This window comes from Metabacillus halosaccharovorans (genome assembly GCF_002019635.1).
Classification (GTDB): domain Bacteria; phylum Bacillota; class Bacilli; order Bacillales; family Bacillaceae; genus Metabacillus; species Metabacillus halosaccharovorans.
The window spans coordinates 26,573-46,257 of the sequence record NZ_KV917373.1 but is presented as its reverse complement, the minus strand read 5'-3'; the positions used below and the strand labels follow the sequence as shown (position 1 = coordinate 46,257).

General features: G+C 36.5%; 14 protein-coding genes and 1 rRNA gene (1 of these 15 cut by a window edge). 1 reads left to right on the top strand and 14 read right to left on the bottom strand.

All coding sequences use genetic code 11. The features are described from left to right. The 3 genes from BK577_RS26295 to BK577_RS24590 form a co-directional block, all read right to left on the bottom strand. Positions 1–947, bottom strand: a 16S ribosomal RNA gene (locus BK577_RS26295) (it extends 65 nt beyond the left edge of the window). A 328-nt stretch (positions 948–1,275) separates the two neighbouring features. Further along, positions 1,276–2,061, bottom strand: coding sequence for an SDR family oxidoreductase (locus BK577_RS24595; RefSeq protein WP_078435434.1), 786 nt, complete (start codon positions 2,059–2,061; stop codon positions 1,276–1,278). 100 nt (positions 2,062–2,161) lie between these two features. After that, a complete protein-coding gene (locus BK577_RS24590; RefSeq protein WP_078435433.1) occupies positions 2,162–2,899 on the bottom strand; it encodes an SDR family NAD(P)-dependent oxidoreductase in 738 nt (245 codons plus the stop codon). 150 nt (positions 2,900–3,049) lie between these two features. On the opposite strand from BK577_RS24590, the gene BK577_RS24585 reads away from it, so the two are divergent. Then, a complete protein-coding gene (locus BK577_RS24585) occupies positions 3,050–3,643 on the top strand; it encodes a TetR/AcrR family transcriptional regulator (RefSeq protein WP_078435432.1) in 594 nt (197 codons plus the stop codon). 117 nt (positions 3,644–3,760) lie between these two features. Here the strand turns inward: BK577_RS24585 and BK577_RS26545 are convergent, their stop codons facing one another. The 11 genes from BK577_RS26545 to BK577_RS24525 form a co-directional block, all read right to left on the bottom strand. Continuing rightward, positions 3,761–10,930, bottom strand: a complete 7,170-nt coding sequence (locus tag BK577_RS26545; protein ID WP_078435431.1) for a 5'-nucleotidase C-terminal domain-containing protein — start codon at positions 10,928–10,930, stop codon at positions 3,761–3,763. Between the two features lie 696 nt (positions 10,931–11,626). Continuing rightward, complete coding sequence (locus BK577_RS24575; protein WP_078435430.1) at positions 11,627–12,265, bottom strand: NAD(P)H-binding protein; 639 nt, start codon at positions 12,263–12,265, stop codon at positions 11,627–11,629. A gap of 356 nt (positions 12,266–12,621) precedes the next feature. Next, positions 12,622–12,825: a hypothetical protein gene (locus BK577_RS24570; protein WP_078435429.1), complete on the bottom strand. Its 204-nt coding sequence runs from the start codon at positions 12,823–12,825 to the stop codon at positions 12,622–12,624. A 551-nt stretch (positions 12,826–13,376) separates the two neighbouring features. Next, positions 13,377–13,865, bottom strand: a complete 489-nt coding sequence (locus BK577_RS24560; RefSeq protein ID WP_078435427.1) for a hypothetical protein — start codon at positions 13,863–13,865, stop codon at positions 13,377–13,379. Beyond that, on the bottom strand, positions 13,866–14,336 hold the full coding sequence (locus BK577_RS24555; RefSeq protein WP_139367458.1) for a hypothetical protein: 471 nt from the start codon (positions 14,334–14,336) through the stop codon (positions 13,866–13,868). It abuts the gene before it with no gap. A 102-nt stretch (positions 14,337–14,438) separates the two neighbouring features. Then, entirely contained in the window at positions 14,439–15,218 is a 780-nt protein-coding gene (locus BK577_RS24550; protein WP_078435425.1) for an AraC family transcriptional regulator, read from the bottom strand. Between the two features lie 25 nt (positions 15,219–15,243). Continuing rightward, positions 15,244–15,819 carry a LysE family translocator gene (locus BK577_RS24545; RefSeq protein WP_078435424.1) on the bottom strand — a complete coding sequence of 192 codons (576 nt, stop codon included), beginning with the start codon at positions 15,817–15,819 and terminating at the stop codon, positions 15,244–15,246. Positions 15,820–15,909: 90 nt separating this feature from the next. Next, positions 15,910–16,233 (bottom strand): hypothetical protein, encoded by a 324-nt coding sequence (locus tag BK577_RS24540; protein ID WP_078435423.1) that lies wholly within the window; start codon positions 16,231–16,233, stop codon positions 15,910–15,912. Between the two features lie 129 nt (positions 16,234–16,362). Continuing rightward, the gene (locus BK577_RS24535; protein ID WP_078435422.1) at positions 16,363–16,692 is read right to left on the bottom strand and encodes a hypothetical protein; all 330 of its coding nucleotides are present in this window, start codon (positions 16,690–16,692) and stop codon (positions 16,363–16,365) included. A gap of 6 nt (positions 16,693–16,698) precedes the next feature. Further along, positions 16,699–18,831 carry a DUF6792 domain-containing protein gene (locus BK577_RS24530; protein WP_078435421.1) on the bottom strand — a complete coding sequence of 711 codons (2,133 nt, stop codon included), beginning with the start codon at positions 18,829–18,831 and terminating at the stop codon, positions 16,699–16,701. Between the two features lie 10 nt (positions 18,832–18,841). Next, positions 18,842–19,414 (bottom strand): hypothetical protein, encoded by a 573-nt coding sequence (locus BK577_RS24525; RefSeq protein WP_078435420.1) that lies wholly within the window; start codon positions 19,412–19,414, stop codon positions 18,842–18,844. Positions 19,415–19,685 lie beyond the last annotated feature (271 nt).

Here is a 19,685-nt window from a genome sequence, read left to right as displayed (position 1 = left end):
GCTTGTGCGGGCCCCCGTCAATTCCTTTGAGTTTCAGTCTTGCGACCGTACTCCCCAGGCGGAGTGCTTAATGCGTTTGCTGCAGCACTAAAGGGCGGAAACCCTCTAACACTTAGCACTCATCGTTTACGGCGTGGACTACCAGGGTATCTAATCCTGTTCGCTCCCCACGCTTTCGCGCCTCAGCGTCAGTTACAGACCAGAGAGTCGCCTTCGCCACTGGTGTTCCTCCACATCTCTACGCATTTCACCGCTACACGTGGAATTCCACTCTCCTCTTCTGCACTCAAGTTCCCCAGTTTCCAATGACCCTCCACGGTTGAGCCGTGGGCTTTCACATCAGACTTAAGAAACCGCCTGCGCGCGCTTTACGCCCAATAATTCCGGACAACGCTTGCCACCTACGTATTACCGCGGCTGCTGGCACGTAGTTAGCCGTGGCTTTCTGGTTAGGTACCGTCAAGGTACCAGCAGTTACTCTGGTACTTGTTCTTCCCTAACAACAGAACTTTACGACCCGAAGGCCTTCATCGTTCACGCGGCGTTGCTCCGTCAGACTTTCGTCCATTGCGGAAGATTCCCTACTGCTGCCTCCCGTAGGAGTCTGGGCCGTGTCTCAGTCCCAGTGTGGCCGATCACCCTCTCAGGTCGGCTACGCATCGTTGCCTTGGTGAGCCGTTACCTCACCAACTAGCTAATGCGCCGCGGGTCCATCTGTAAGTGACAGCCAAAGCCGTCTTTCAATTTTGAACCATGCGGTTCAAAATGTTATCCGGTATTAGCTCCGGTTTCCCGGAGTTATCCCAATCTTACAGGCAGGTTACCCACGTGTTACTCACCCGTCCGCCGCTAATCTTCGGGAGCAAGCTCCCTCAGATTCGCTCGACTTGCATGTATTAGGCACGCCGCCAGCGTTCGTCCTGAGCCAGGATCAAACTCTCCAATAAAGTGTTTGATATAGCTCATAAAAGTTTTGTACTATTATAGTACGTTTTTGTTAATCGAAATTAACGTTGGCACGCTTGGTTTTGTTTAGTTTTCAAAGATCATTTACCAGTCATTAACGACTAGGTATTTATCATACCATCAAGAGTTAACGAAGTCAACAACATTTTTTAAATTTATTATTTTGAAATATTGTTTAATCATTCTTTTTCGTGGCAGATACCTAGAATAACTGATATTCATTCCACAGTCAAGATATTTCTTAATAATTTTTATGGATTTTCTAAACAACAAAAAGACACGGAAAGCCCGTGCCTATATTTATAGCTATTAATATTTATATGATTGTCCACCATCAATAGGAATAACAGTTGCATTAATGAAGTTTGCTTGATCAGATAGAAGGAACGCTGCCAAGTAACCCACTTCTTCCGGTTTACCAAAGCGTTTCATTGGATTCGGTTCAACGAATTGTTTTCCTACCTCTTCCCAATTGTCAGGATCAATTTGTTTTAAAGAGCCTTCAACCATCGGAGTCATAATAGCACCTGGTGCGATAGCTTTTACACTAATTCCATATTGACCGTATTCAATTCCGGAGTTTTTCGTTAATCCGACAACACCATGCTTACTTGCTGCATATCCGGATTGATTTCCTACTCCACGAATTCCACCGACAGAAGCAGTATTCACAATTGAACCAAAGCCTTGTTCCTTCATCACTTTCAGTACGTATTTCATTCCGTAGAATACACCATTTAAATTGATTGCGACAACTTTTTGAAATTCATCAATGCCGTAATCCTCTGTTAAGTTTTGTTTTCCTTCAATCCCTGCATTATTAAAGAAACTATCGATTTTTCCAAGCTTTGCTACTGTTTCATTTACATAGTTTTCAACAGCTTTTTCGTCTGAAACGTCAGCAGTGATAAGTATCACTTCTGCATTTGGTGCAACTTCTAATACTTTTGATTTTGTTTCTTCTAATGAAGCTGAGTTCAAATCAACTAGTGATAGTTTTGCTCCTTCTTTTGCGATTTGTAAAGCAGTTGCTTGACCTAAGCCAGATCCTGCCCCTGTAATTAAGACGACTTTTCCATCGAAACGGTTGTTCATGTGATTTTCCTCCTTATTAACTACAATTTATCTGGTGAAAGTAACCTATTACCCTTTAAAAATTATGTTCAAAATAGAAGTTTCTTATTTAAAAAATACATTATTGTGCTGTATACCCTCCATCAACTGTTAACGTATTACCTGTCATAAAGGATGAATCGTCAGATGCTAAGAATAAGACGCCTTTTGCCATTTCTTCTGCTTGTCCTAAACGTTTCATTGGTGTTGCTGCAGCTAATACCTGCTTGCTTTCTTCTGGAATAATTGGCGTATCAATAAAACCGGGACATAATGCGTTAACACGGATGTTTTTTTCGGCATATTCAAGCGCCAATGAGCGTGTTAAATTCACAACTCCACCTTTTGCAGCGTTATATGCTGCTGAACCAGGCGAGCCTACCAATCCGTACATAGATGCGGTATTCACAATCGTACCCCCACCTGTTTTTAACATTTCGCGAATTGATTCTCGTGCCACTAAAAAGACACCATCCAAATCAACATTTACTGTGTTTCTCCATTCTGAATATTCTAGCTCATGTGAAGGTTGGACACGGCCTATCCCCGCATTGTTGAACACAATATCCACTTTACCGAAGACTTCAATTGTTTGTTTGAAAATATTAACCACTTCATCTTCACTTGTAATATTTGCTTTAATAAAAAGAGCTTCATTATTAAGCGTTTTCAATTCAGTTTCAAAAGCCATTCCCTTCTCTTCATTTAAGTCTACTAGTACGACCTTAGCACCTTCTGAAACAAATAGTCGTGCTGTTGCAGCTCCAATTCCAGATGCTCCACCAGTAATCACGGCTACTTTATCTTGTAATTTACCCATTTTACATCCTCCTACTTATATTTTTTTACTATTATGTGTACAATTTAATTCTACTCCTTTGTTTTTGACTAAAAAATCATTAAGATTTTATGAAGTGTCTAATCCTTAGACATTTTTACTCAATCTGTCTATTTTGAGCGAGGTTTTTTTATGAACACACCATCTCAACGACAAAATCGAACAAAAACACATTTGAAGCAAGCATTAATTGCTCTTATAAAAGAAGAAGGCTACCATGCGGTAACTGTAAAGGATATTGTGGATTATGCCGCTTATAATCGCAGTACCTTTTATGTTCATTACCAAGACAAAATTGAGTTAGCAGAAGATTTACTTATGTCTATGCTTCAGGGGTTAGAATCATCAGTAGGCAAACCTTATACACCTGGTCAGAAAAATTATACCGAAAACCTAAAAGCACCATCTTTTCATATTGTTTCGTATATTTATCAGAATAGAAATTTCTTTGAACTCATAAACTTTGATGACACAATTCCAGGACTACATACACGTTTTCCCCAAACGATCTTAAAAATCTATCAAGAACAGTTTGTGTTTGAAACAATCGACAATATCCCGGTTAATATGGAGTATTTTAAGCGTTATACTGCCTACGGCTTTTACGGACTTCTTCATAATTGGATTGAAAATGGATTTATTGAGACGGAAGAGGAGTTTATAAGGGAAGTTATTGATCTTACAAAAACACATATTTATTCGTATAAGTATGTTGGGAGGAAATAACCAAAACCACCTTTAAAAGATGGATTGAACATTTTTCATATTTGACACTTCTCTAATGTTTTTCAACTATTGAAGAAAGGCGTGCTTCTAATGGCACGCCTTTCTTTTTCGTTCCTATTAATGTGAATTCGTATGTCTCCTCTTAACGGAGTATAATATTCCGCCAGCTAAAACTATCATTAATCCTAGTAAGATAAGATTAAAACTGTTTGTTGCTGTATTTGGAAGTTCGTTATCAGCTTGAGATGGAATAGTATGAGATTTTGGTTGGCCTTCAAATACGCCATACGTACTGAAGTGATCAGTATACGCTGACACTTCGCCATTTTTGTATTCTCCACCGATTAGTTCCCATTTATCCTCTGCTTCATTCCAATAATAAACTTTTACATTTTTAGGATTTTTAATTTGTTTTGGATCAACCTTGAATGTAAGTTTAACTTTTTCACTGAACGTATGATACACTTTGCCATCTGCTTCAATTGTAAAGTCATAAGCAACTAGTGAACCACTTGCTTTCATTTTCTTCACTTTAATATCTACACTTTCTGCTAATGGCAGGATAGAAGCAGGTATTTGCACATCAACGTTTCCGTTACTTACTACAATTGTTGCTCCAGCAGCTTGTAAAGCTTGGATTTGTTCTTTCGTTAGTGTTAAAGTCGCATTTATTTTATCAACCTCAACAACAACTACTACATCTTCTTCAAGATCTTCAAGTGCATCTTTATTAATTGTGTACTTGTTTCCTTTTTTAGTTACTGGCAATTTTATAACTTCGCTATCATTTTGGTTGCCTGGGTTTTCACCTGGGTTCTCACCCGGGTTTTCGCCTGGGTTTTCACCTGGGTCCTCGCCTGGGTTCTCACCTGGATTCTCTCCCGGGTTTTCGCCTGGGTTTTCACCCGGGTTCTCGCCTGGGTTCTCGCCTGGGTTCTCGCCTGGGTTCTCGCCTGGGTTCTCGCCTGGGTTTTCACCTGGATTCTCTCCCGGGTTTTCGCCTGGGTTTTCACCTGGTTCGTCTTTTATATCTATAATTCTACCTTCAACTTCTGTTGGAATTGATTCTAAGCTTACTAGATGATCTCTGAAGTTTTCCCAATCTGATAGACCTAAGTCTGTTACTCTGCCTTCTTCATAGGCTTTCGCAAAGACATCATAACCATCTCCACCTTTAGCTGTGAAAGCATTTGTGGCGATCGTGTACATTTCTTCATCTTGAACTTCTACGTACTCACCATTTTCATTTAAATATTTTACAGATATGACACGTTCTCCTGCTGGTTTCGTTGAATCAAATTCTACTTTACCACCGGCTACGTGTAAGAAACCGCCATTTTCCTCCGGATATTGACTGAAGCTGATTTCAAAGGCTTCCTTCAACTCAGCACCGGTAAGTTCCATTGTCGCTAATGTATTCGCAAATGGAAGAACCGTAATGACTTCACCGACAGTGATTGGGCCGGCATCAATTGCGGCACGGATACCACCACCGTTTTGTAATGCCATAATGACATTCTTTCCAGTGAATGATTTTGCTTTTTCAAGCATTCCATCTGTAATTAAGTTACCTAAGATGGTTTCATTTTTACGTACACTTGGTTGAGTATTATCTCCATTTGTACGTGGGTTTTCTAATTCCACTTCAGTTGTGACACCAATTTCTTCTTGTGCTACTTGATCTACTTTTTCTTTAAAAGGAGCTAGAATGTCCGCAGCTTCCTGGTCTTCCTCTTGATCTTTAATTGGAATCAGTTGACCTTTTTGTGCTACAACTACACCATCTTGATCAAATTCTACATTAAGTGAACCAAGGTTACTATTGGCATTTCCTGTTTGAACAATAACTGTTGGTGTTCCATCTTCCTCTACTACTGTTGGTTCCGTCAACGCTGTATGGCTGTGTCCACCAACAATAATATCAATACCTTCTACTTCTTTTGCAAGGGTTAAATCGTTATCAATTGCCGCATTATCATCATACCCGATATGAGTTAATGCAATAATCTTGTTAACACCTTGTGCCTCAAAGTCTTTAACAGCTTTTTCAGCTTCTTCAAGATAATTTTGGAATGCAATTGAACCAGGACTGGAAATGTCTTGTGTTTCTTCAGTCGTTAAACCGAAGATACCGACTTTTTCACCGTTTACTTCTTTGATAATGCCATTATAAATTTGGCCGTTTTGAACATCAGATGTCACTAAGTCATTGAATAGACCATTAAATTGATCATCTTTCGAGAAATCCACGTTGGCACTAACGAACGGGAATTGGGCTCCTTGGATAAATTCTGTTAATTTCTGATGGCCTGCAGCTGATGAACCTAAATCAAATTCATGGTTACCAAATGTCATCGCATCAAAGCCCATTAAGTTCATTAAGGCTAAGTCTGCTTCACCTTGGAATTCATTAAAGTACAATGTTCCAGTGAATGCATCGCCTCCGTGTAAAAGTAATGCATTTGGATCTTTAGCTCTTTCTTCTTTTACAGCCGTGACTGTTTTAGGCATGTTGTCTAAAGATGCGTGTGTATCATTTGTATGAAGGACAGTTAAATCATAGTTATCCTCTACAATACGACCTTCAACTTCTGTTGGGATTGAATCTATGCTTACTAAATGGTCTCTAAAGTTTTCCCAATCTGATAAACCTAAGTCTGTTACTCTGCCTTCTTCATAGGCTTTCGCAAAGACGTCATAACCATCGCCGCCTTTAGCTGTGAAAGCATTTGTGGCGATTGTGTATGTTTCTTCATCTTGAACTTCTACGTACTCATTATTTTCATTTAAATATTTTACGGATACCACACGCTCTCCTGCTGGTTTTGTAGAGTCAAATTCCACTTTTCCACCGGCTACGTGTAAGAAACCGCCATTTTCCTCCGGATATTGACTGAAGCTGATTTCAAAAGCTTCTTTCAACTCAGCACCAGTTAGATCCATTGTCGCTAAAGTATTAGCGAATGGAAGAACTGTGATTACCTCGCCAACAGTGATAGGTCCAGCGTTAATCGCCGCACGGATACCACCACCGTTTTGTAATGCCATGATAACATTTTCTCCAGTGAATGATTTTGCTTTCTCAAGCATTCCATCTGTAATTAAGTTTCCTAAGATGGTTTCATTTTTACGTACACTCGGCTTAGTATTATCTCCGTTTGTACGCGGGTTTTCTAATTCCACTTCAGTTGTAACAGCAATTTCTTCTTGCGCTACTTGATCTACTTGTTCTTTGAATGGAGCCAGAATGTACGCAGCTTCCTGGTCAACTTCTTGGTTTTTAATTGGAATTAATTGACCTGTTTGTGCTACAACTACACCATCTTGATCAAATTCCACATTAAGTGAACCAAGGTTACTATTGGCATTTCCTGTTTGAACGATGACAGTTGGTGTATTGTCTTCTTCAATTACTGTTGGTTCAGATAATGTTGTATGACTATGTCCTCCAACGATTACATCGATTCCTTCTACTTTTTTCGCCAGAGTTAAATCATTATCGATTGCAGCATTATCATCATACCCGATATGAGTTAACGCAATAATCTTATTTACACCTTGTGCTTCAAGGTCCTTTACAGCTTTTTCAGCTTCTTCTAGGTAGTTTTCAAAAGCGATTGATCCTGGGCTAGAAATAGATTCTGTCTCTTCAGTTGTTAAACCGAAGATCCCAACTTTTTCACCGTTTACTTCTTTGATGATGCCATTATAAATTTGGCCGTTTTCAGCATCAGCTTTAACAGAGTTATTGAATACACCATTGAATTGATCATCTTGCGAGAAATCAACGTTTGCACTGACAAACGGGAATTGTGCACCTTGGATGAATTCCACTAATTTCTTATGCCCTTCAGCTGACGAGCCCAGGTCAAATTCATGGTTACCAAATGTCATTGCATCAAAGCCCATTAAGTTCATTAAGGCTAAGTCTGCTTCACCTTGGAATTCATTAAAATACAATGTTCCAGTGAATGCATCGCCTGCATGTAAAAGCAACGAATTTGGATCTTTAGCTCTTTCTTCTTTTACAGCCGTAACTGTTTTTGGCATATTGTCTAAAGATGCGTGTGTATCATTTGTGTGAAGAACAGTTAAATCAAAATTGTCCTTTTCTTTGTTCTTTAAATCAACTTGAATCATAACAGGGTCATGATCTGATGCTTGTCCCTGAGCCTCTGTATAGTTCGCATTAATATGAATCATATCTGCTACTGTGCTATCTACGAGATTATTGGAAACAAGAATATGATCAAGTACTTGGTTATTACCTTGGAAGAAATAAGAGAAACGGTCATTTGCCGGAACTTTATCTACCATATTTGTTAATTCATTACCTTTAAGGATTTCGAATGTTTTTGTAAACTCAAAATCATTCATATCCCCAGCAAGTACTACGTTTAAATCTGGATTTTCCGCAAGTCCTTCATCAATGAAATCATTAATTGCTTGCGCTAATTCATGTCGTTCTGCTTCAGAACTTAATTGTGGCGGCTGGTTAGACCCCCATAAAGATTGATCTCCACCTTTAGAATTCAAGTGTGTTCCAATAACAACCACTCGTTCACCTTTGAACTCAAATTCTGCAGCAATTGGTTTACGTGTATTAGGGTATTTAGCTGGATCAATGACACCTGGGTTAAGGGTTAAATGACCATCTTCACTCCAACTATTTGCTTGGGTTCCATTACCTTTTGTTGCCTCAACTAATGTAACGCGCTCAGGATTATAAAGGTAACCTACACGAATATTCCCACCTGGTGCACCGCCATTTTCATTATTAACAGGCGCCACATCTGTCCATTCGTAAGCCGGGCCGCCAGCCGCTTTGATAGCATCAATTAAGCGTTGATAACTTTCTGATGCATCGGTATTACCTGAATCAGTTTCCCCATCATTGTCTTGAACTTCTACTAATGTAATAATGTCTGGAGATTTCATATTTTCTACAAATGTTTTTGCAATTCTTTCAACTTTCTCATCTGGTGTATTTGATTTATTATTTGAGAAGTTTTCGATATTGTATGATGCAACAGTTACTTTATCTTCAGCAGGTTCAATATGAGTTACTTCAGGCTCGATGTTAGACTCGATTACTTGAGGTAATGTGTCTTTGTTTGTTAAAAGTTGAAAACCTGTACTGGAGTAAGAAATAACCCCTACAACATCACCGTCAAACATATCACCTGATTTGAAGTTATTACCTACATTATCTAAAAATACTTTTTCCGGATTATAATCATCTGCAGCAATATTAAGACCGCCTTGATTATTTAACTCATTGTTTGTTGTACTCTCAACAATGATTGGAACATCACTTGAGTATGGAGGTCCCACTACTTTTGCATTTGGGAATGAAACCCGCATAAATTCTACAGACTCCCAGAAATCAATCCCATCTTCTTCTGGATCAAATGATTTCATTTCATCATTATCAATTACTTTATTTGGAGGAATGATGTCTTCTCCAACTACTAATGGTGCCGGTAACTCAGCTGTTCCTGTTTTTGTTACTGCACTTGCATCAATTTCAGTTTTAGACAGGTTCGCACCACCGCCATATTCTTGAACTGTTCCGTTAACTGATACTTTATCTCCAACAGATAGACCATGAGAAGATTTGTATACTTGGATGGCTTCAGATGTTGTATTATCATCATCGGCATTTTCATCTTGAATGATAACAGTTGATCCGCTAACAACATATGTTACAACACCAGTAATCCCCTCAACTGAAGCGCCTGTATATTCCGATACATGTCCTTTTCCTTGGATATCACGAATTTTTACGCCTTCAGTATTTAAAATTGTGTAAGAAAAGCTGAATACTTCGCTTAATTCTTCACCATTAACAGCAATAGCTTTAATCGTTGTTTTTCCAGTATCTAATGCAATAGGGTCAACATATTTTGTACTTTCTACAGTTGGTTCTGTGCCATCTGTTGTGTAATAAATCTCGGCACCTTCGATACCTGACTTCAATTCAATTTTTGTGCCTGCAGGTACTGTACCTTGAGCTTGATCCACATAAACTGCCGGTTTATTTACTAAATCATAGCTTTCAAGACCAAAAGTCTTTACATGATATCCATCATTATCAATCGTGCCAATTCCTGTTAAATGAACTTTGTCGCCTTCTTTATAATGTTTAATCAGTTCATTGTAATCAGAACCTGTACGGTTATCATGAATAACTCTTACCTGATCTCCTGATTCCGTTTTAGCTTGGAAAATAGCCGTTCCATAGCTATCACTTTCAAGATCTGTAATTGTTATATTTTCTAATTTAATCAATTCACCTTGAGTATCCTCATTTACAGCTGTTGGAGCGATAATTTGAGCTTCCGGCAGACTATTACCCGAAGAAATAATCTCCATACTAGTCGGTTGAATCTCTAATTCGTTCTTATATGTTAATAGCTTACCTGTAATTTTCACTTTATCGCCAGGTTGAACATCTTTCGGGCTACTGTATACAAGCATTCCAGCTGTATCGTCTTGCATATAGAACGTATCATAACCCCAAAGTCCATTCTTTGTTGTAGCAATACCTTCAATCGTTACAGTATTACCTGCACCAGCTTCACGAGCTGCTGCAACTGTTATTGCTTCTACTGGTGCCTCAGGTTCAGTTGGCTCTTCCGGTTCGGTCGGCTCTTCCGGATCAGCTGGTTCCTCTTCAGATTGATATGTTCCTAGATTAGAAAACGTATCTTTCCCTAAATTAGTCCATTCCTTCGCAGGATCAAATGCATCGTTAATAATTGTATCCCCTGCTAGAATATTGTCATTTCTAACTAAAGATACATCGGCAAGGGTATTATCCACTGAACCGACTTGTCCAATTGAATCAACAACAGCCCCATCTTTCTTTAGCACGATTTGATCGTTGCCATTGAAATTAATGACATTTTTGCTTTCATCCATATAGTCAGTTACAGCGACAATCGCAGCATTTGCATCTGAACGGGAAATGACGTATGTATCACCTGCCGCAAGCTTACCCTCTAACGGTAAAACCTTATCCGTCGTCGTTGTTCCGGTTGTTGCACTTCCACTATTATTATAGTGTTCAAGAGAATATTTACTTAAATCGATTTCTGTACCTGTACCATTGTATAGCTCAATAGCTTTGTTAAAACTAGAGCCCTCAATATATTCCGAGATAATTAAATCAGTAGCTGTTCCACTTTCAGCCTGTACAATCGTATTAGCCGCAGGTGAAAATAAGCCTACAAGTAAAACAAACACCATGACAATACTGGCACTCTTTTTATGCCTTCTTTTCATGTTTCTCCTCCTTTTTGCAACTTTTTAGGGAAATATGCTATCGAAACGGTTTATGATGCTAACTATGAGTACAACGATTCCAGCCGCTAACTCTCACAAGAAAGCGCACGCAATAATTAATAGCACTAAGTCTTGTAATACCTGCATCCACCTCATTTTTTCAATGATTGAGTTTAAGATTCCTTAACATAGGGTATTCAATTAAACCGTTTCAAAATCATTATATAACGACTCAACAAACTCTTCCCTGTCAAAATTTTATCGTCCTACTATTAACCTAGTATTAATTCATTGTAAAATTTTGACGAATTTTTAGCTTTTTTAACGATAGAATTGTGTATTCTAAAGGTATTAAGCATTAATAGAGTTGCAGTCTTATATAAAAAATCTATCTAGATCATTTCTACTACCAGAAATATTTTTGATAGATTTTACCTATTCATATTAGTTCTAAGAGTCTAAAATTTCACGCTAGTTGTAACTTAACATTACATAGTTTTTTAAACCTACTTTTTTCACAAAGCCGCCTTGTATAGTTTGTTTGTTTTTAATTTGCTCACAAACAAACACCCGGTCTCAAAACACAAGGTTTGCTAGGGAGGAACTAAAAAACAACCCTCATTATTAACGAAGGTTGTTTTTATAAAATTGCTTTGATCTTGCTGCGGGTACCCATCCATATGAATGAACCCTCTCTTAATGTGAAATAAAAGGAGCTTTATGAATATACTTGGTGTTTTCTACATGCTCCATAATAAAAGTCGCTATGTCTCGATTGGTAATTTTCGTACCAGGCATGTCTGTAAGGCTTTCCTTTATTTCCTTTGTTTTTAAGCTATCTATCACAAATGGCAATCGAATCATGGTCCACTGGATAAGTTTATCTTTGGATAAAAGTTCCCATTCTGCCTTTTTATCTTCCATCATGCCCGGAAACAAAAGTTCAAACAGCTTTGCACCAAAACGATTTAACATCCTTTTATTATCACCGCTAATCGTGAGAGAACCACCGGAAACACCTATATAACGAGTAATATTTAATTCTGTCATTACATCAAGGATATTTTTCGTTACCTGACTATATATAGGTTTTTCCTTCGTTGGTTGACCAAATGTATTAATAACGACTTTACAATCCTTAAGCAGTTCTCGAATATTTTCTATCTCTTGTATTTGTCCTTGTACGATTTCTATTTTGTCATGTTTATACGATACTCTCTCTGGATTCCTTACAAGCATACGTACATGATAGCCTTGCTGTATCGACCTTGTCGCAATATGACGTCCTACAGTTCCTGTTCCTCCAATAATAGCTAACTTATAAGAATGATCCATTTTATACCTCCAGCTGGATATGATACTTGATATACGATTCATTCCTCCAGAGGGTTTCCTAAAATTAACATATCTCCAAAAAAGTTGATTATCAATTTCTTCAACGGTCAGTAAAAAGTTTTTCAGGATTCCAACGACATAGTTGTGTTTCCGCTTGAATTAGCACAAATAATCGTCAAGGCTTCTAAGATCACATCTTTCAGCTGTAAAAAGCCAGAATTATTTAACCAAAATAACAGCTGCTTTTTTCACTCACGACTGAAAGACCAAATCCATTGTTATCCAAAAACTCAACGATTTCTTTCACATCATTTTGATCTGAATTTGTGATTGAGCCTCTATGTATGGATTATTCTCTATATTTGGGTTAAGAGCTTTTGGTTGTTGTTTTTCATTTTCTTTTTCTTATTCTTATTCTTTTTATTGCCTACGTATTGTTTCACGACACGCGGACGTATCTTCAAATCTTCATAAATCATAAAGATCACTAACTTCTTTTTTGGAATGACTTCCGAAGCATACGAAATAAAAGGTGCCCCTTGGACAGAGGGTTTCACCACTTAAGGTCCATCCTTCTCCATATTTTATGAGCGAGTTCTCTATTTTCAGCATCATAATGAAACAATTTATCCACCCCGATAAATCGTTCCAATATCGACTTCATATAATCAATCGATAACTTCAAACACACAAACTTCCTTGTCATTCGATAAAATTTAGTTTGAGTTGCAATTGGATTCATGAGTATATAGAGGTTAAATAAAATATCCTCAAAGCCCATCTTTCCTACTACAAACAAGTTTTCCAAAAAACAAGTACACACCATTCTGTATTTTGCCATTTTTTCATTACAACCCTTTCTTTTTAAGGAAATGTTCTTCTCACTGACTATATAGAGTTAAATGTAGGAAGAGGACTGTATTTTTTCTGTAAAATTGTGAACATATTGTGACAAAATGTTCTTTTATTATCTAAAGGCTTTTTGGCACACTTTGTTGTTTTCAATGCAGTTAATGCTGAAAATCAGATTGTTCCGTTGCAAAAACAGCTTTTCTAAAAAGAAAAAGACCCTGAAATAATGGTCTTTGGAAGTAATTCAACTTTCTTTATATTAATTCACCACTTTTTTTGTGAGAAAAATATAATAGAAACCAGTTAAAGTTTGAATTAGTAAAAAGATCGGGAAAGAATACGCTAATTCATAATTATTTTGATAAGTTAGGATATGAAGTTTTGTAAATAGCCATTGAACGAGAATACCAACGATTGACCAAGCTGTAATATAGTAAATAAACGTTACCTTATTCACACGGAGTTTATCATAAAAATACATAAAGAAATAACCAAAAACTCCAAATAAAGCGTAATAAAAAACGTCAAATAGTTCATAGCGATTTGTATCATTTTGCTTGTAATAATCCAAGATACCTCCACCGATTGTAAAATCAAACAGCATTCCTGTTGCTAAACCTGCAAGAACACTTAAACATTTCACTTCCCTGCTTAGTCTTTTAGGTAAGAAAAACAAGAAAGAATAACCAATTATATTAAATATTATTAGTGATATCTCATTTAAGCTAAAGTTTTCAATCCAAACCATCTAACTCTTCACTCCTTTTGAAACAAAAGACTTGTATCCATACAAAATGAAGTATCCTAATATGTGTAAAAAGACGTAGTATAGATAATCATAAAATAAATTCCATTGATGAAAAGTGAGAACATCATAAGACAATAAAACAACTTTAATTAAAAGTAAAACTAATGAAGAAATGAGAATTGCTATACCTTTAATTAAGAAATTTGAATTTCTTTGTACACTATTTAAGCCAATCAATATAAGAAGTGGAGTAATAAAAGTACGGTGAATAATATACACTGTATATTCAAGAGGAGAAGTAGAATATTCAATAATCTTTAATTCATCACTTATGATCCAACTTCGGTTAATATCAAATATAAATACACAAAAGAGCAGTGCAGAATTTTCAAATTTAGAATATGTTTTTTTCATAGCGTAGAATACTGATATTCCTAACCATGCAATATAAACAATTATTGCTAACACCATCATCGATCACCTCTTTCTTTTATTATTTAATTTATTAGGGTTTCTATGCATTTTGCGTTGAAAGGGCGCAAAAAAAGACCAGAAAATACTGGTCTCTAATGATCATCTATATAAATGTGACATATATTCAAACGCTGTCGTTCCATATACACTTTTGAAATGCTTATTTAAATGAGCTAAGTCCACAAAACCACACTCAGCTACAGCCGAATAAATATCCCGATCTTTTTCAATTAATTGCTTTGCCCGTTCGACCTTACTGTTAAGAAAATATTGATATGGAGAAATTCCTGTATGACCCTTGAATAATCGAATAAACTTATATTTTGACATACTCAGCTCTTTACTAATCTCATCCAATTTAGGTACATGATCTACGTTCGCAAGCAGCATATCCTTTGCTTTTCTAATGAAATTGTTATCTTTCTTATAGCCTGTAGGAAAATTTGTTTGAAAAAGGCTATCTGTGAAGGACAAAAACAATTCACTGCACAAATCCTCATCTTTTTCATTGAAAATAGCCTGAAAGAGATTTAATATTCTTTGCTCCAGTTCACGATCATAAACAATCGGGGTCGAAAACGTTACGACATCCTTTTTCTCAGCAACCTCTAAAAGCATTTGAGGCTCGATATACAGCATCACATAATCAAGTCCTGTTTTATCATGTGCCATTCCGTCATGTGTCTGCTCCGGATTGAAAAGCATCACACCATTTGGATATGACAACTGCAAACTGCCATCAAGGTTATATTGCTGAATACCACGCAATGTCACACCTACTCCATACTCCTGATGTGCATGCTTTTTATACGTAAAATCCGTCATACTTGCTGACAGCGCAGTAATACCGGCTGATTTTTTATAGATAAATTTGTCCACTACATTCACCTCTTAAACAACTAACCTACATCCAGATCATAACCCCGGAATACGCTAAAAACAATGCCATGAATACATTCACAATCTTACTATGCCTTTGCAAAAACTCCTTGAAGATTGCTCCGAAAAGCACCCATGTCATTAATGCTAAAAATCCAATAACAGTTATAGCAAAAACACCTATTGTCATCGCAGGCATAGCCGTATAATAAGGCATAATAAAGCTAGGTATGACCGTCATTGTAAATAGAATCAACTTAGGATTTAAAAACTGCATAAGAAATCCTGACACAAAGGAACCTGCTTGATGTATAGTCGGCTTTAGTTGATCCGCTTTGTAAATTTGATAGGCAAGATAGAACATATACAACGTTCCGATGGCCTGCATGACAATTAAAATTTTCGGAATGAACTCGATTAGCAACGCATTTAACATAGCTGAAACAACAAGCAGCAAACCAAAAGCAATCGTTGCTCCATATGTATACTCCAATGCCTTCTTTGTCCCCCTATTATGAACTGTGGACAATATCACAACATTCGTAGGCCCTGGAGTAAAGGTAACAATAAAACAATATAATAAAAAAGATGTAATATCCATGAGAACAACTCCTTTTAGGTTCGTCTCAATGAATTTTACATCTTTGGATTGTGTGCTTATAGTATATTATTGCAGGATTAAGTTCATTTTTTATTCAGGCATATCAATGATGTCCGGATTTTTATCCTTACTTGCCGCATCTAAAAGAATAAATATCGCCGATAAAATATGCATAATCATACCAAGAATCGGAATCCAACCAATAGCTGATGTGATGATTCCAAGAATATTACCGTTCGCTTTCACTCCAACATTTTTGGCAATGATCAATACTGCAATATGAAAAACCAGCATGATTAATAATGGCGTCCAAGCAAACCCTAATACAATACTTCCTCCTATAATTGGTATACCCAGAAGAGCTTCAAGCCCTCCTGATATCCACTTTAACGTTTTTACTGTTTGTCTATTCATGAAGACCACCTTTTCATGGTTGTATAATTAGTTCTTCCTATTATACGTATAAATATGTGATAAGTTTCAAAATTAAAAACTGATTCTCATGCAAAATAAAAGGACTACCTTAAGTAAGTCCTCACGAAACTAGCTTTCATCAAAAGCATTATATGTATAATAAAGTGTGGCATCCTGTGTTCGCCTGTCATTCACATAATTTGTATAGTTGTTGGCCATAGCTGTTAATGTATCTTCACAGTGGTCCAGTATAAGGTTATGATTGCGATGTTGGTTGATTATTTCTTGAATAATAGCGTCGACTAACTCTCCGTTCTCTTGATCCATTTCTTTTTTCATAAATGTAGCAAAGTCAGTCCCTAAATGACGTATTTCTTCAATTGTACTCTTAAAAGGGGTGACTTTATAACTCAGTTCTTTTGATTCTGCAAAGTTATGGCTTATTGTAAAAGAACCCATAAGTCGTTAACCTCCATATCGATAATCAAACATTTTTGATATTCTTTCTTCTTCTGAAAATAAATCTTCAATGGAATCTCTAATTTTTTTAACAAGCAATTTTTCTTTCTCAATATCAGCCTCAATTGTTTCAATCATTTGAGAGAACGATTGATTAAATGTTGCTGGTAATGGTGGGAGCTGTTCGTTTACATTTATCTTCTTCAGTTCGTAATACCCACCCAATGGATATGGCATGGTTTGTGTTAATAGGTATGAATACTGCTTTGGATTCGATTCCATCATATGTACTTTGGTCATGATACTCTGCATTCTTTCATCATAATCATCCATATATTCACTGTTAAATAGAGTTTTTAATCTATTAACATTGCTTTCTTTTTCCTGTGAGATTGCTAGACCTTTTTGGTAAATACGAACCGATGAGGAAATATTTACTTTTATCTCACCTTTACCAGAAGGAGACATGTACATATCATTGTTTACATAACTAATATTTTTATCATGCACAAGTCCATTGACAACGGCATCAAGCTTATGTGCATGGGCACTACCACTAAATTGCTCCATAAAACTGGTATCTACATTTTTTAATCCCTCAAGTGCTTCTTTAATATCATTTACCTCAGCTTTTATCGTTTGCAAGGCATCAACAATTTTAGCAATCTCCTTCATTTGATTCATAGGATCTTTTGAGTTTAACGCTAAAAGAAGTGAAGGATCTAACGATTCATCTATCGTTGTTTGAATTACTTCTAAACTTGTTTCAATTTCTTTTACATAAGAAATGATCTGGTCTTTTTCAACCTGGCTGATAAAACCAACATCAACAAAGGCTTGGAGAATGGGATCAAGATTCTGGTATAAAACTTTCACATTACTTATAAGCTTAGGCATTTTCTCAGCCATATCGATGATCATCGGAACAGCCTCAACAATTAGTCCAGTTAAGTTTCCGACTGTCTGAAAAAAGCCAGTTACTACCTCTTTTTGAAGGTTTAGGTTTGCACCAAATAAATCAAATGGAAGTGTCAATGACTCTTTTGCAAACGACAAAAAAGAATCCGCATTCGTTACATCAGTAAATGGCTTCTCTAACCCATCTACCGACTTCTGAATCTTTTCAACTGTTTCGGAAAATTCATCTGAAGAAGTAAGAATTGAATCAACAACAGCTGGATTAAAGCCGGTAAGGCCTCTCAAAAAACCATCGATCCCTTCCGTGTCATATGTTGTTGAGTAATTAGAGAGAAACATTTGAATCGTTCGCAAATCTTTATCAGGGATTTTATCGATTAACTCACGAATGCCCGCATAACGTGGATCTGTATCGAGAAAGCCATTGCGATCGCCGATTTCTAGAAAGCCACGGACACCGCTTACTCCGTATAGCATATCTTCTTCTGCTGTAAGGTGATTGATGGTGGTTTCATCGATTTTGTTTTTGTAGTATTCTTCGGCGAAGGCTTTTAGTTCGTTGGATGGGATTTTGTAGATGTCTTCGTCATTCATTATTTTAAATTTATTATTAACGCTCTCTCTAAAATCTAAGTCTATTGCAGCAAGCTGATAAGCTGTAGGCGTAGCATCGTTTATAGCATATACATTTTTAAATCTTAAATTTTCTTCATTCCTCGACATCAATTGTAAAATTGTTATATTATTGCCTCCTAAAGAGTGACCGTATCCGTATTTCTCTAAACTAGGTAATTCACCTTTTCTATTTTGAACAACACTATGAACTTCATCATAAAATATTTTCGCATCTTGATATTGATTATCAGTTCCTCCAACAAATATCCCCATTAAATTATAAGTCCAATCAATAGGCTTCCAAGTGTCCTTTTCTCCTAGTTCGCTTCCCCTAGTTATTGTAATTGCCTGATTAATTCTTTGTTCTTCACTTTGGAAGTGAAGGATTGTTCCGTCGAATCCACTATCTACTTCGTTTTCCCTTCGCTCGTCGAGGATGTCATCAGAACGATATATAGTCACATTTGCAGTTAACTTATTTCCAGTCTCTTCATAATAAATACGCTTTATTTCACTTTCAATTTCTCTTTCTGTAAGATTTTCATACTCAAGATCCATAATTCTTGCTCTTAGAATATCAGAATTAAGCAGTTCTTCATTACTCATTTTGCTACCTCTATTCATCCTTATTGAATTTTACAGATTTCATATAATGCAATGCCTTTTCTTCTTCTTTTTCAATATCTATATCACAATTAGACAAAGAATCATCTAAGCATTGAGCTGAAAAAACATATTCTAAACCTTTCTGACTTTCTTTCGAAGTAATATAAGCAAAGAATCGGTATGAAGTAGAATGCGTTAATTTTCCTTGAGATTTCGCATAGTAAATACGAGCATTATCTGTCTCTATTTTTTCATATTCTCCATTGTAACGAACTGAATCACTCAAAATGCCTAGACTTGAATCAATTACGCTTTCACCATATGTTGAATATGTGGTACTAAATGAATATCTATAATTTTCTTCTTCGTTTGTTTCATAAAAAATAATTTTTTCAAAACTATCTTTTGTTCTCTGATAAAATGGTGGTCCATCTGTTACTGCATTTTTCGGCCAAAGCATCGAATATCCACCTGTTGCTGATTCTAATAAATAGTGCCCTTCTTCGACTTCTTCGGTAGAATCTAACAAGCTACTTGTAAACTCATCCTGAAACGCAGCTGTATTTGGCAATTCTTTTTCCATACTACATCCTCCTATAAAAACCAATGTACATATTAGGGCATGGATTAGCCTTGATCGCATTCGTGTGACCCCTTTCGATTTCCTTTAACACTACATTATTATCATATATTTCCAGTAGATTAAATAATGAAATTAGATTTTTCAAAATTGAGGAGTTATTTACTATTCGGAATATAGGTACCATGTATTAGCTTTGGATATTTTTTACTAGTAGGGTAATAAGGGGATTCTAATATATATGGGGGCAGTTTATAGTTTTCTAGTCCTTAAT